This is a genomic window from Pseudomonas poae (assembly GCA_028869255.1).
Lineage (GTDB): Bacteria > Pseudomonadota > Gammaproteobacteria > Pseudomonadales > Pseudomonadaceae > Aquipseudomonas > Aquipseudomonas poae_C.
Genome location: CP110972.1, coordinates 2,563,665 through 2,577,655, shown reverse-complemented (window position 1 = coordinate 2,577,655; position 13,991 = coordinate 2,563,665). Strand labels below are relative to the sequence as shown.

Genomic DNA, 13,991 nt, shown 5'->3' with positions numbered 1-13,991 from the left:
GACGATTCAACGTTTCACGGTAATCTCACCTATCCTTACCCGGTGACTGAGTTTATGAGACCTCAACCAAGACGCTTCGGAACACGTGCGTTGTTATCCGCCTGCTCGCTCATCACGTTATGTTGTGTATTTTTTACATCGCCTGCTGTTGCCAATGAGCCGGGCTACAGCACGCTTGAGCAAGCGTTTCTTCAGCGCAGTCCGGAATGGATCGTGGGGATGGTTGACAGCAGTCAGGCTAAAGATCAGTCGATGTATTCCCCCAACTATGGGGCTGAATTTTTGACGATGATTGCTCACCAGTTGAACGTGTCTCTGGTCTTCAGAAGGTACCCGTCTGTTACCGAGTTGGACGCTGCACTGTGTCAAAAAAGTATTGATATTGCAGTTGATGTTCCTATGAGTAGTGATCGTTCGTCATGTGCGACTTTTTCAGCACCTTACTTCAAGACGCCCGCTATGTTGATTGCACCGGAAAGCCTCACCAACGGTGCATCGATAGACAGTTTGCTGGCATTGAGAGTGGTTATTGTTGACGGCGATTCGACAGCGGACTGGATTAACATACTGCATCCCAATACTCGACTCCTCAGCGTAAACAGCCTGTCTCAAGCGCTGAAACAGCTGGAGCTGGGCAAGGCTGACGTGTTGATAAATGACGGCGCGGATACCTATCCTAATATGGGCGAACTTGTAGATCGCCAACTCGGTGCTCTTCCGCTGCCTGACGTTCAAACCTCCTTGCGTTTCGCGGTACCCAAGGACGACCCGTTGCGCAGTTCGCTGATCGCGAAGGCGATGAATCAAATTACTGATTTACAGTATTCGCAGTTGCAATCGCGCTGGCTGAATCGAGAGCACGCTTCATCAGCGCTGTTTCTCAGCGATGATGAACGCCATTATTTGAACAGCCTTCCTGCGTTGAGAGTTGCCTATGACCCGGGTTGGTACCCCGTGTCGTTTATTAACGCTCAGGGCCAGATGGACGGGCTAACCAATGAGTATTTTAAAAATATTGTTGATCGGCTTGGACTAAAAACAGTAACGGTTACTTCCAAAAAATGGAAGCAAACCTTGTTCAGTATGGCGTCGGGTAACGCAGACATTATCCTGCCGGTTACCTACGCTGAAAGCAGTCACGGGACAGTGCTTTATACTCGCCCGCTGGTGTTTTTCAGTAATGTTATTGTGACTTCAGGTCTGCGTGTTTCGCGCCTCGCCGAGCTGAATGGAAAGCCTATTGTGGTCAGTGACCCCTTGTACCTGCGTGATCAGTTACATGCCATGCTGCCCTACAGTCGCATTGAAGTGGCTGATTCGCCCGAAGAGGGCATGCAGCAAGTCTTGGACGGTAAGGCGCTGGCCTATATCGGTAATTTGACGGTTATCAATGACCTGATGCATAAACGATTCTCCGGAATCTTGCAGATTGTTGCACCGGTGGATATTTCCGGTGACCTTTCAATTGGAGTGATCTCGGAGTACGCGCCTCTATTGCCGCTGATCAATCGCGCGTTGCGCACTATAACCAAAGAAGAGCGAGAGGCAATAAATAAGAAATGGTTGCATGCCACGCCCCATGGACAGCGTGTCATGGGCCTCTATCAGGCAGTGGCTATGGCTTTCTTTAGCTGTCGTTTTGATCGCCAGTGTCTTGATAACCTTTTTCTACCGTCGTCTACGCCGTGAAGTAAACCAGCGGCGTGCCGCTGAATGCCTGGTGGGCGATCAATTACAATTACGCGAATCTTTAATTGAAACCTTTCCTTATCCGGTCATCGTGAAAGATGTGCGCAAACGGTATTTTTTGATAAATCATGCCTATGAATTGGCGTTCAATGTGGATAAGCAAGACTTGCTGGGTAAGACTACGCTGGAAACCTTGCATTATCCTGGGGACTGGTCATTCACCATCGATGAACTTGCGACGCGTGTCATGAAGACGCAAGACAGTTATCACTCGGAACTCTCCATGCTTGATGAGCAGGGAGAAACGCATGTTTGGCTTTATTGGATGAAACCTTTCTACCAAGCAGACAAGGCGCTGGCGGGCGTTATGGTGTCACTGGTGGATATTACTCAAATTCGCCACACCGACCAGCGCGCCAAGTCACTGGAGGCGCGCCTTAATCGAATCACCAGCAATTTATTGGTCGGCGTTTTCGAGGCAAGTCAAGAACCAGGACAATTGCCGGTATTCAGTTATTTGGCGGGGCCGATCGAGGAGTTGCTGGGGATCACCATTGAGGAGGTTCTCGGCAATTCGAAGTTGCTCTTCGATTCGATTCACCAAGAGGATTTCCAGCAGTTGATGGAAGACCTCGAGGAAAGTGCGGCAAACCAGCTAGCGCTGCGAGCATTTTTCCGTTGTCGGGCGCGTGGCCGCGAAATGCATGTGCGCATTGATGCGGTACCGCAGACTACGGACTCTGCTGCGATTATATGGAACGGCGTTTGGGTCGATGTCACAGAGTCGAGGGAGAAATCTTTAAAACTCTCGCAGGCGAAAGAGGCGGCAGAAGAAGCCGCTCATGCTAAATCGCAGTTTTTAGCGACGATGAGTCATGAGATCCGCACCCCCATGAATGGCATTCTCGGTCTTCTGGAATTACTACACTCCAAAACCATGAGTCCAGTTCAACAGCAAATCATGCAGATGATTGACGACTCAGCCAAATCACTGATGACGGTACTCAATGATGTACTCGATCTGTCGAAAATCGAGTTCAACCAAATGGAGCTTAATTTCCAGCCGTGCGACGTGCGTGCATTGATTAGCAGTGTAATGGGAATCATGGCGCATCAAGCGCATGTCAAAGGTTTACGAGTGAGGGTGTGCGTCGCGCCGACATTGGCAAGGGTCCTCGATGTTGATGATATGCGCTTACGTCAGGTATTACTGAACCTGCTCAGCAACGCGATTAAATTCACCTCCGATGGCACGGTTACGCTCAATGTGACGGTGACTCATTCCACGGCAAATACCCAAAATATACTGATCACCGTAAGCGACACCGGGCCTGGCATGAACGAAAGCCAGTTAGAACGTGTATTCAAACCCTTTACCCAAGGCGATGCCTCTATTACACGTCGTTACGGTGGCACCGGGCTTGGGTTGGTGATAAGCCAGCACCTGGTTCGCTTAATGGGGGGCAATCTAAGTCTCGAAAGTGAAGAGGGGGAAGGGGGCACAGGTTTCTATAGCATTACCTGTGGTTATTTCGAATTCCGACAGCCAGCCTTTGGAGCTTACCGGACGCGTCGCCCGGGTTGATCTTGCCGATAAACAAGACAACGAGGAGCTGACTTATCTGTTGCTCGCACTCGGCGCTACAGTGGCTTCGTTGGAGGATGTAGAGGCAGGCGTCGCCTGCGATCTGTATTTTTTCGACAGTGCCGATAAAGCTCAGCATGTGCCCGATGCTCGCTTGGTTCAGGTGACGGAGTTACCGATTCTTTCTGGCTGGAAGGATACGGAGCGTGGTTACCCGTCGTTGAGCAGCAACCCGTTCATGTGGGGAAGCCTGGTCTACGTGTGCAATGAGCTATTAGGAGGGTGCGCAGTAAGTTCCAAGGCTCACTTGCGCAGTGGCGGACCTGGACGGCCACTGATTCTCGTAGCAGAGGATCACCCTACCAACCAGGCGTTGATAAAGTGGCAGCTCGACCGCCTGGGTTTCGATTGTGAGCTAGCAGGGAATGGCAGCGAGGCGTTGCATCAGTTTAACGAGAACATTCACTGTATGTTGATTACAGACTGTTATATGCCGGTGATGGATGGTTATACATTAGCGCAAAAAATTCGCGCAAAAATAGACAGCCATTCAGGTTTCCCCATTTTAGCAATGACCGCCAGTGTGCTTGTCGAAGAACAAAAGCGCTGTGCGGCCGCGGGCATCAATGCGTGCCTGCTGAAGCCGCTTAACCTCGATACCTTGCGTGAAGCGGTCAATAAATGGATGCCTCGCGCTACTGCTTCCGACGATTCTGGCTCCGCCGAGGTAGACAATGACTGGCAGTCCTTACTGGCGTTACTGGATACAAATCCTGAACTTAAGGGGCTGATCAGCGGGTTTATCGAGACCAGTGAAGTTGATATTGCGTATATGGAAAGACTGCCATTGAATGGGCAACCGCTGATTGAGCAATTACATCGTTTACGAGGCGCGTTACGACTGTTTAACCTTCACGAGTTGGCCGCCCAATCAGCGAATTTGGAACAGGCGCTTGGTGATACCGGTCAGGTGGTAGAGCGCGCAGACCTACTTGAATATTTGCAGCGCGTTCAAGCCGTGCTGGCCAGGATGAAGCTGCTGGTCTAGAGGCTGCCATCAGAGCAGCGCTGCTCCACTCCAGCGCACACACCAAGCCTTGATCTTTTCCGATGAAAGCGGGGCACTGAACAAATAGCCCTGGCCATGTTCGCATCCTATATTTTGCAGCTGAATGAGTTGCTGAGGTGTTTCAACTCCTTCAGCAACTGATTTCAAGCCCATGTCGCAGGCCAGGGCTACAATATACTTGATCGCCTTGCTGTAGTTATCGTCGACCATCATGTTACGGACGAATGATTGATCAATCTTTAATTCCGAGCATTTGAGCTGACAGATGCGCTCGAAAGATGAGTAGCCTGTTCCAAAGTCGTCGATCGCCACGCTCCACCCGACGTCTTTAATCGCCGCTATGTTTTTTGAATACTTGGGGGATTGCAAGTTTTCATCTCGGCTTTCTGTAATTTCAATAGTCAGTGGGCGACGATTGACGGACCCTTGATGGACTTGCGCAATCAGCGTATTGATAAAGCAGGTGTCGCCCAGTTGACTGGGTTCAAGATTAATTGAAATAGGCAAGTCAAAGCCTTGGCTGAACAACGTATTTTGTGTGTCCAGTGCTTGCTTGATCAGTGAATAGCTCAGCTCATTGAAGAGTCCCGATGTCATTATCGAGGGGAGGAATGTATGCGGCGCCATTAATCCGAGGCGCGGGTGGTGCCAGCGCGCCAGTACCTCTAGCCCCGAGACCTCATAACTGGTGAGTTCAACTTGCGGCTGGTAATACGCTCTGAATTCATTTCGCTGTATCGCTGATTGAATTTCTTGGCTTGTAAATGTATCGGGTCGGCTTATGTGAGCTAAAAACATTTCATAAAACCTTTGCAATTATCTTAGTAAATACTTTTTGGTCAGCGCGGCGGACCACGTGATTCAAAAATCCCAGCGGCGGGATTTCATGTCCGTGTCATGCGTCTGGTAATTAACAACGATGCCTTTCACCGGAAGAATTGACGTTGGAACCGGTAACGAAGAACCAGGAAAAACGCTTGTGCCGATGTATGTTTTTTTGCAGTGGTCTTCAGAGTGGTCGGAACACGTGGCGATATCTTTTATCCAGACATGAATATTTCCGGTGTTTTCTACCCGGGCACTTTTTAGGTCTAGGGTTAAATTACTGGTGGGGTCTTGAGGAAGACTGTAAACCAACACACCCCTCGTCAAGCTCGTGACTGACGCATTCTGCTCCTCTTCGTTCGCCGAAGGGTCGGCAGGCGCAGGTTTTACAAAAACCCGATACAGCGCTTCTTTTTCGGGAGTGGAGATTGTTCGAAGTGTTATGGTTTGCTCGCCGCCTGCCGGCAATAAGACGCTTTGCGGGGATGCGATCAGAGATTGTGTATCGGTAGCGGGCGCCGGAATTTCGTCTTCATCTGCGGTGGCAGGATTGATGATTTTCCTCACCGACACGGTCACGCGTTGTAACTGGTCTGACTTCGAATAGATTTTAAATTTATTTTTGCTTGTCGTACTTGGTGTTATTTTAAGTGACATTGGATAAATCGTGATGTTTGCGCTTGAGGTGGCGGGAAGTAATATTCCCAGCAGCAAACTTGATATTTTGGGCTTGAGCTTCATAAGTTAAGTGCCTGTTGCTAGGTGTTGTTAACGGGTGCTGTTGCGCACGGCCGAATATATACTTTGATTATTATCGCGTCGGCCTGATTGAGATGAACCCGGAAAAATCCGGGTTTATTCAGGCTGTGATCCCTGATATTCATTCAACGTATTTATCCAGTAAGCGCACGGCCAACACAGCTAGGCTCGGTTGGGAATCCGATAGGCATCAGGCAGGTCACGTTAAACCACCGTTATAATCGCAAGCGGCTAACACTGAATCGCCCGTCTGTTGTAATGACTTCACGCCTGACGCCAGTGCGGGCGATAAATTACGCTCCTGAGTCGGGATGAACGCCAGTACCCATGCAATTTGAAATTGGGCAGGAGCTATCAGTCGATTGCATACGCACGTGGGCGGAGTAGAGCGCCTCGTCGGTCTACCTTCACTCGTCGGTTTTGGTGAGAACAACGGGTATTTTTTGCGGAGGGGACTGTTGATCCCATGCTGAGGGCATGCTTTCAATCGGTTGAAAACACACCATTTGCTATGCCACCAGGCGTGGCGATCTTCTGGAGGTATATGGGCCTCTGTGGTCCATAAACAGGTAGAAGGGATCAGGCGAACAGCCTACCTGACGACGTCTAAAGACTCTCAGGATCCCCAAAAAACATCTGTATCCGCGACCGCAACCAGCGCTCACCCGGATCGTTGTCCTGCGAACCCCGCCACGCCATGTGCAGTTCGAAGCTGCGCACCGGTAGCGGTGGCTCTTCTGCGCGCAAACCACCGGCTGCGGTCAGTGCTTCGGCGGCGTAGTCCGGTACGATCGCGACGATATCGGTGCCTGACAGCAGCGTACCCAGCCCGTTGAACTGTGGCACAGCCAGTACTACATGGCGTTTGCGATCAAGTTTTTCCAGCTCTTCGTCAATAAAACCGCTCAAGTCGCCGGCAAATGACACCAGCGCGTGGGGGCGGGCGCAGAAGTCGTCCAGGCTCAGGGAGCCCGGTACGCTGTCGGCGCGCAGCAGTTTGGGCAGGCTGCGGCGCAGTACTTTGCGCTTGGCGTTGGCCGGCAGGTCAGCGGTGTAGCTGACGCCGATGGAAATTTCGCCGGAGGCCAGCAGGCCGGGCATCAGAATGTAGTTGACGCGTCGCACCACCAGCACGATGCCGGGGGCTTCGGCGCGCAGGCGCTTTAGCAATTGTGGCAGCAGGGCGAATTCGACGTCGTCGGACAGGCCGATACGGAACACTGCGGTGCTGGTGGCCGGGTCGAACTCGGCGGCGCGGCTGACGGCGGTGGAAATCGAGTCCAGGGCCGGGGAGAGCAGGGCGAAGATTTCAACCGCTCGCGCCGATGGCTCCATGCTGCGCCCGGTGCGCACAAACAACGGATCATCAAACAGCCCACGCAAGCGCGACAATGCGGCGCTGATGGCCGGCTGGCCAAGGAACAATTTCTCGGCGGCGCGGGTCACACTGCGCTCATGCATCAAGGTTTCGAATACGATCAAGAGGTTAAGGTCGACACGACGCAGGTCGTTACGGTTCATCTTGTGTCCTGGAAGAGTCTGCAAGCTTGACGAGAGCGGCCACATGTAAACAATGACCGGCATGAATCTTACGGGGAAAGGCTGGTACTCTGCACCGGCTAATTGAGTTTTCCTACGATACTTGAGGTCTATTCCTCGGTTGCGGAATCAATGACAGACATGTCGACTATTAATGGCGACCGGTGGTCTTACCCGGAAAGCCCAGATAGAGTTCATGGCATTAGAGGTTACTTTGACGAGGTTTGCGATGTCCCGCACGATCCGTTTTCACAAGTTTGGTCCGGCCGAGGTGCTCAAGTGCGAAGAGCATGTAGCCGCGCAGCCCGCACCGGGCGAAGTGCAGGTGCGTGTCGAGGCGATTGGCATCAGCTGGTATGACATTCTATGGCGCCAGAACCTGGCGTCTTCCCACGCACGCCTGCCGTCCGGCCTTGGCCATGAGATGGCCGGGGTAGTGGTCGCCGTGGGCGACGGCGTGGATGACTTGGCAGTGGGCGATAAAGTCGCCAGTTTTCCGGCCGAGAGCCCCAATGATTACCCGGTGTATGGCGAACAAATCGTTCTGCCCCGTTCGGCCCTGACCCGTTACCCGGACGTCTTGAGCCCCATCGAGGCCAGCGTGCATTATACGCCGCTGCTGATCGCCTACTTTGCGTATGTGGACCTGGCGCGGGTCAAACCCGGGCAGTTTGCCCTGGTGACCGACGCCAGCCACTGCGCGGGCCCTTCGTTTGTGCAACTGGGCAAGGCGCTGGGTGTGCGGGTAATTGCCGCCACCAAGGACGCCGAAGAGCGCGAATACCTGCTGTCGCTCGGTGCAGAAAAGGTGATTGTCACCGAAGAACAGGACCTGCTGATGCAAATCAACAAGTTCACCGACGGCCGCGGCGTAGACGTGGTGTTCGATGGCTTGGGTGGCCCGCAGATGTCGTTGCTCGGTGATGTGCTGGCGCCGCGTGGCAGCCTGGTGCTGTATGGCCTGCAGGGCGGGAACCAGACCCCATTCCCGGCGTGTGCGGCGTTTCAGAAGAACATTCAGTTCTTTGTGCACTGCATCGGTAACTTCACCGGCAAGCCTGAGCTGGGCATCATCCAGGATCAGGTGGCGTTGCAGCGTGCCTTGCGCGATATCAACCAGCTCACCGCCGACCGCGTGCTGGTACCGCTGAAAACCACGGTGTTTCCGTTCAGTCAGTTTGTAGAAGCACACCGTTATATGGATGAATGCCCGTGCCGCGAGCGCGTTGCATTGCAGGTTGAAGCTGTTTAAGACGTAGGAATATTCTCAAACGGATATTCCTGACCCTTGGCGCATGGGGCAAATGCGCCATTTGACAGGGCTGAACCCTCGCACACCACAAGCGCCACACCTGGCGCTTTAGCCCCTGATTCCTGCCTTTACTTCCGGACGCCGCCCTGAATTCCAGCGCGGCGTCGTCGTATATGCGCTCCTCATTGATCGCCTTTTGCGCATCTGCACTGCTTTCCGGCCAGCGTCTGTATCTATTAATCATTATTCCAGCCCCGATAATTGCGCCTTCACTTTCATCTCAAGGATTGAGCAATGATTGAACTGTCGCGCGTTATTCGAACTAATCCGATCGCCGCCGTGTTGTGCCAGGAAACAGGCACTTGCACGCAAGGTCCTAGTCTGCAAATGGGAAAGTTACTTGGGGTTATTTGTCGGACACTTCTCTAAATTGTTGGTTAAAGACGTGTAGGAGCTTGTCGGAACGGTCCTAAGGCTATCGCCTTGCCCCATTATTACCCAGTAAATACGGGCATTTTGGCGTAGGCCGTGTCCTGCAGGCACCCGTGTCGTTTTGTTACGCAGTGCTAGTCTCTGGTCATCGGCGCACGTAACGGCGCACGAACTTCCCACACGCGTAATAAGTCGGGCAATTACGATTGGCAGTTGCTCGAAACTGATATTTCAACTCAGGTAGTAGAACGATGAGCACTATTCACGAACAGGCTATGAATTATGTTTACCAGCAAGTTCTGCAACGTTTGGTTGGACACTTTAATCGCGCTGAACGCACGGCACTTCAACTGTTGATACAACGTATCGTTGTGTCGGCGGGCGGTATGGAGCAGGTGGGTGACTACAAGGTGCTGATGGCCCATGGTGGCGGCGAAGTCAGCAGTTACACCCTGGCGTTGCTGCGCGCTGCGCAATTGTCCATTGCCGGTCGAGCCCCGCGAACCTTTCACTTGCGGGTCGCCACCTTGCGGCACTCCGGGATGTCCGAGGGGCAGTTGGAGACCCTCAACCGCGGTTACAGCCGCTTGTTTCTCCACGACGATCCCCGGGTGGAGTTGCTGATGGTGGAAAACCAGGAAGTGCAGCCCTTCAATCACCTGCGGCCGGTCTCGGCCGTCGGCCGAGAAATCAGCCAGCGCAACAGGCTGATGGTCGGGCATCTGACTTCCGGGGACTGCCGTGCAACGCTGTGCAGTGACACTTACCTGGCCCTGGGGGATTTCTACCAGCGTGTCAGTACCTGGCATGGCGGTGTCCACGCGCTGGTCAGCGGCGATTCCCCGCGCAAACAAAGCCACTTGCTCGCCTGGCTCAAGAAAACTGCCCAGGGGCCGGCGTGCCGATCCCCAAAACCTGGCCGCTCTCGCTAAACGGTTTGTTCGCACGCATGGAAGAGTGGAGCAGCGGGTACTACCGCGACGTGTTCGGCGAGCACTATGTGGCGCATGACAACCCCAGCAGCGCCGGCCATCGTCACCTGGCTTACATCGGCATTGCGGACCTGCTGGACGACATAGACCTGGCAGCGTCGCCGTTACTCGGCGAGTTCATGGCCTATGCGCCCGACCCGTTGGGCTTTCATTTCAGCCATCCAGCGTTTTCCATGCCGTTGCTGATGGCCCATTTGCGTGGGCTGCAGGCTCAATGCCTGCGAGAGCTGGACTATGAAGAGGGCGTAGAGGGCTTTATCCAGCAGGCGCTGCCGTATATGCGCCGCCTGTATTTGTCCGAGGCGGTGCTGGCCGAGGCAAGTACGGCTGAGGGGCGTATGGCGTCGAGCGCCTACGCCAATCAGTTCTTTGGTCTGGATGAAACCCAACTGACGTGCCTGCTGTTCTCGCCGTTCATTCATCACGGCGAACGGCTGGAAAGTTATTTGCGCCAATGCCACCCGGGCATGCTAGTGGCATTGCCCGAATTGCATAAGGTGTTACAGGGCAAACTGTCCGCCGAAATGTTGCAGCAGTGGGTCGTCGACGCTAGCGGTTTGCCCATGCCTTTGTTGCAGCACTTGTACCGTAAACGGCCGCTGGTCGGTGGCAAGGGCACAGTGCGCAATACCCGTGCAACCGCCAGCAGCACTGCGCAGGCCTTTCAATTGTCCGGCCGATGATGCTGCGCGGCGAGCGGCAGGCGGATTTCGCGTACCAGGCGGTGTATCGCTACATGATCAGCTTGATCAACGAAGTCGGCACCGATGCCCGGGTCAAGTTGCCCTCCCTGCGGCAATTGGCCGGGCGCCTGAATGTGTCGATTTCGACGATCCAGTACGCCTATTCGTTATTGGAGAAGGAGGGCCGGGTGTATTCGGTGGCCAAGTCGGGCTATTACGCACTGCCGATGTCGACAAACCCTTCAAACACGGGCGGTGGCGATTTGCTCGATCGCCTCTACGCAGCCGCCCGCCGGCCCGGCATGGTCGTGCTCAGTGGCGATGAGCCCGCGCTGCTGGCTTCCCTGGATGCGGCCCTGTTGCGGCTGGAGCGGGAGCTGGTGCGCCATTACCCGCGCCATTTGCAACCTTGGGCCCAGCCGTGCGGCGTGTGGGAGCTGCGTGCGGTGTTGGCGGCGCGCTACACCTCGTCGCCCACACGCTGCTGGCATGCCGACGACGTCTATATCGGTGCCGACCTGCGCGGTGTGCTGGACATCCTGATCGAAGTGCTGGGCCTGAGGGGCACCACCGTGATTGTCGAGTCGCCCTGCGACTGGCTGATCCTGCGGCTGCTGCAAGATGCCGGGGTGCAGATCATTGAGTTGCCCTGGACGCCGGAGGGGCGGCTGGACCGGGCGACCTTTGATCAACTGTTGCGCAATGAGTCGGTACAGCTGGTGGTGCTGTCGTCGGTGGTCAGCCTGCCTTCGGGGGTGGCGCTGCCTGCCGAAGATCGCCTGGAAGTGGCGCAACTGTTGGATCGCCATGGCTGTTGGTTGCTGGAGAACGACACCTTTGGCGAACTGAGCTTCCAGGCGCCGCAAGCGCCGTTGCGGGCGCTGGTGAACCCGGAACGGCTGATCGTGTTTTCCTCGTTCGAGAAGGTGCTCGGCTCGGAAGCGCCCTATGGTTATGTGCTGTCGCGGTGCATGGGCAGTGAATTACAGCGCCAGTTTCTGCTGCGTTCGTTTCGCCTGTCGTCAATCCGCCAGCGCGCCATTGCGCGTCTGTATCAAAGTGGGCGTATTGACCAGCACTTAGGTGCACTGCGCCGGTTACTGCGCGAGCAGACCGAGGAAATGAGCCTGCGCCTGGGCCAGCACCTGGGGGATCAAGTCATCTATCAGCCGCCAAACGCCGGGGCCACGTTCTGGCTAGGCTCCACGCGGCCTGTGGACATGCGCCAAGTGTTCCAACGCCTGCTTGCCCAGCATGTGGTGATGGCCCCCGGTGAGTTGTTCAGCATCAGTGGTTTACATCACCAGCACCTGCGCTTGAGTCATACCTTTCACGGGCAGCCCAACTTGAATACAGCCCTGATGGCGTTAAGCGAGGCATTGCGCCAGGCTCAGATTGGCTGATTGCGAGAAGTTTCTCTTGATGCTGTAGGATCGATACCGTCGCGCAGCAGTCCAACTCTCAGTAAACTGCCTTCTTTCCGAATCCTTCTTTCCGAGGTTTATGCATGACAATCAGTCCTTTTGCGGGCAAGCCGGCGCCAGCCCAGTTGCTGGTGGATATCCCGCGACTGGTCACGGCCTATTACACCGGCCAGCCTGATGCAGCAATCTCCACCCAGCGCGTGGCCTTCGGTACCTCCGGGCACCGTGGCAGCTCGTTCGAGCTAAGTTTCAACGAATGGCACGTGCTCGCCATCAGCCAGGCCATCTGCCTGTATCGCGAAGCCCAGGGTATTGACGGCCCGCTGTTCGTCGGCCTGGATACCCACGCGCTGTCGACGCCGGCCGGTGCCAGTGCCCTGGAAGTACTGGCCGCCAACGGTGTGCACGTGATGCTGGCCGAGGGCGATGAATACACGCCAACCCCGGCGATTTCTCACGCCATTATCTGTTACAACCGTGGCCGCACCAGCGGCCTGGCCGACGGCATTGTGATTACGCCGTCGCACAACCCGCCGCAAAGCGGTGGTTATAAATACAACCCGCCCAATGGCGGCCCGGCCGATACCCACGTCACCAAATGGATCGAAGCCAAGGCCAACGAGTTGCTGGCCAATAAACTGGCCGGGGTCAAGCGCATCACCCACGCCCAGGCACTCAAGGCCGACACCACCCATCGCCATGACTACCTCAACAGTTATGTGGCCGACCTGGTCAATGTGATCGACATGGACGCCATCCGCAGTGCCGACCTGCGCCTGGGTGTGGACCCGCTGGGCGGAGCAGGGGTGCGCTACTGGTCGGCGATTGCCGAGCACTATCGCCTCAACCTGGACGTGGTGAACACCGAGGTTGATTCCACGTTCCGCTTCATGAGCGTCGACTGGGACGGGCAGATCCGCATGGACCCGTCCTCCAGCTACGCCATGCAAGGCTTGATCGGCCTCAAGGAACGGTTTGACGTGGCATTCGCCTGCGACCCGGACCACGACCGCCACGGCATCGTGACCCCGTCCGGCGGCTTGTTGGCGCCGAACAATTACCTCGCGGTGTCCATCGATTATCTGTTTCAGAACCGTCCCGACTGGCGCGCCGACGCCGCCGTGGGCAAGACCGTGGTCAGCAGTGGTCTGATCGACCGCGTGGCCGCACGCATCGGCCGTCGCCTGTACGAGGTGCCGGTGGGCTTCAAGTGGTTCGCCGATGGTCTGTTCGAAGGCTCGTTGGGCTTTGGCGGTGAAGAAAGCGCCGGCGCGTCGTTCCTGCGCAAGGACGGTAGCGTGTGGAGTACCGACAAAGACGGCCTGATCCCCGCACTGCTGGCCGCGGAAATGACCTCGCGCAAAGGCCAGGACCCAAGCCAGATCTACCGTGGGCTGACCGACGCCCTGGGCGAGCCGTTCGCGATCCGTGTCGACGCCAAGGCCACCCCGGCGCAAAAAGCCTTGCTGGGCAAGCTGTCGCCGGACCAAGTCACTTCTACACAGCTGGCCGGGGAAAGCATTCAGCAGATCCTCAGCCATGCGCCAGGCAATAATCAGGCGATTGGCGGTTTGAAAGTCATGACCGAAAACGGCTGGTTTGCCGCACGGCCATCGGGCACCGAAGACATCTACAAGATCTACGCCGAGAGTTTTATTGGCGAAGATCACCTCAAACAACTGGTGGAAGAGGCCCAGGTGTTGGTTGACGGCGCGATTGCCCAGTAACTGACAACCTGCTGT

General features: G+C 55.4%; 9 protein-coding genes and 1 pseudogene. 7 read left to right on the top strand and 3 right to left on the bottom strand.

From position 1 onward, the window contains the following. Positions 1 to 54 precede the first annotated feature (54 nt). The 3 genes from LRS56_11845 to LRS56_11835 are packed head-to-tail and all read left to right on the top strand — an operon-like array spanning position 55 to position 4,322. A complete protein-coding gene (locus tag LRS56_11845) occupies positions 55 to 1,689 on the top strand; it encodes a transporter substrate-binding domain-containing protein (GenBank protein ID WDU65081.1) in 1,635 nt (544 codons plus the stop codon). After that, positions 1,580 to 3,274: an ATP-binding protein gene (locus tag LRS56_11840; protein ID WDU65080.1), complete on the top strand. Its 1,695-nt coding sequence runs from the start codon at positions 1,580 to 1,582 to the stop codon at positions 3,272 to 3,274. The genes LRS56_11845 and LRS56_11840 overlap by 110 nt, the downstream gene beginning before the upstream one ends. Next, positions 3,213 to 4,322, top strand: a complete 1,110-nt coding sequence (locus tag LRS56_11835; protein ID WDU65079.1) for a response regulator — start codon at positions 3,213 to 3,215, stop codon at positions 4,320 to 4,322. Before LRS56_11840 ends, LRS56_11835 begins: the two co-directional genes overlap by 62 nt. Before the next feature lie 9 nt (positions 4,323 to 4,331). Here LRS56_11835 and LRS56_11830 read toward each other — a convergent pair whose 3' ends face one another. The 3 genes from LRS56_11830 to LRS56_11820 all read right to left on the bottom strand — a co-directional run bounded on the left by LRS56_11830 (position 4,332) and on the right by LRS56_11820 (position 7,448). Then, positions 4,332 to 5,141 (bottom strand): EAL domain-containing protein, encoded by an 810-nt coding sequence (locus LRS56_11830; GenBank protein WDU65078.1) that lies wholly within the window; start codon positions 5,139 to 5,141, stop codon positions 4,332 to 4,334. 63 nt (positions 5,142 to 5,204) lie between these two features. After that, a complete protein-coding gene (locus LRS56_11825; GenBank protein ID WDU65077.1) occupies positions 5,205 to 5,909 on the bottom strand; it encodes a hypothetical protein in 705 nt (234 codons plus the stop codon). Positions 5,910 to 6,533: 624 nt separating this feature from the next. Further along, complete coding sequence (locus LRS56_11820; protein WDU65076.1) at positions 6,534 to 7,448, bottom strand: LysR substrate-binding domain-containing protein; 915 nt, start codon at positions 7,446 to 7,448, stop codon at positions 6,534 to 6,536. Between the two features lie 247 nt (positions 7,449 to 7,695). On the opposite strand from LRS56_11820, the gene LRS56_11815 reads away from it, so the two are divergent. The 4 genes and pseudogenes from LRS56_11815 to pgm all read left to right on the top strand — a co-directional run bounded on the left by LRS56_11815 (position 7,696) and on the right by pgm (position 13,976). Further along, positions 7,696 to 8,718, top strand: a complete 1,023-nt coding sequence (locus LRS56_11815) for a zinc-dependent alcohol dehydrogenase family protein (GenBank protein ID WDU65075.1) — start codon at positions 7,696 to 7,698, stop codon at positions 8,716 to 8,718. A 683-nt stretch (positions 8,719 to 9,401) separates the two neighbouring features. Beyond that, positions 9,402 to 10,825, top strand: a pseudogene (locus tag LRS56_11810) (hypothetical protein). Further along, positions 10,822 to 12,228: a PLP-dependent aminotransferase family protein gene (locus LRS56_11805; protein WDU65074.1), complete on the top strand. Its 1,407-nt coding sequence runs from the start codon at positions 10,822 to 10,824 to the stop codon at positions 12,226 to 12,228. The pseudogene LRS56_11810 and the gene LRS56_11805 overlap by 4 nt, the downstream one beginning before the upstream one ends. A 104-nt stretch (positions 12,229 to 12,332) precedes the next feature. Further along, positions 12,333 to 13,976 (top strand): phosphoglucomutase (alpha-D-glucose-1,6-bisphosphate-dependent), encoded by a 1,644-nt coding sequence (pgm, locus tag LRS56_11800; protein WDU65073.1) that lies wholly within the window; start codon positions 12,333 to 12,335, stop codon positions 13,974 to 13,976. The last annotated feature ends 15 nt before the right edge of the window (positions 13,977 to 13,991 follow it).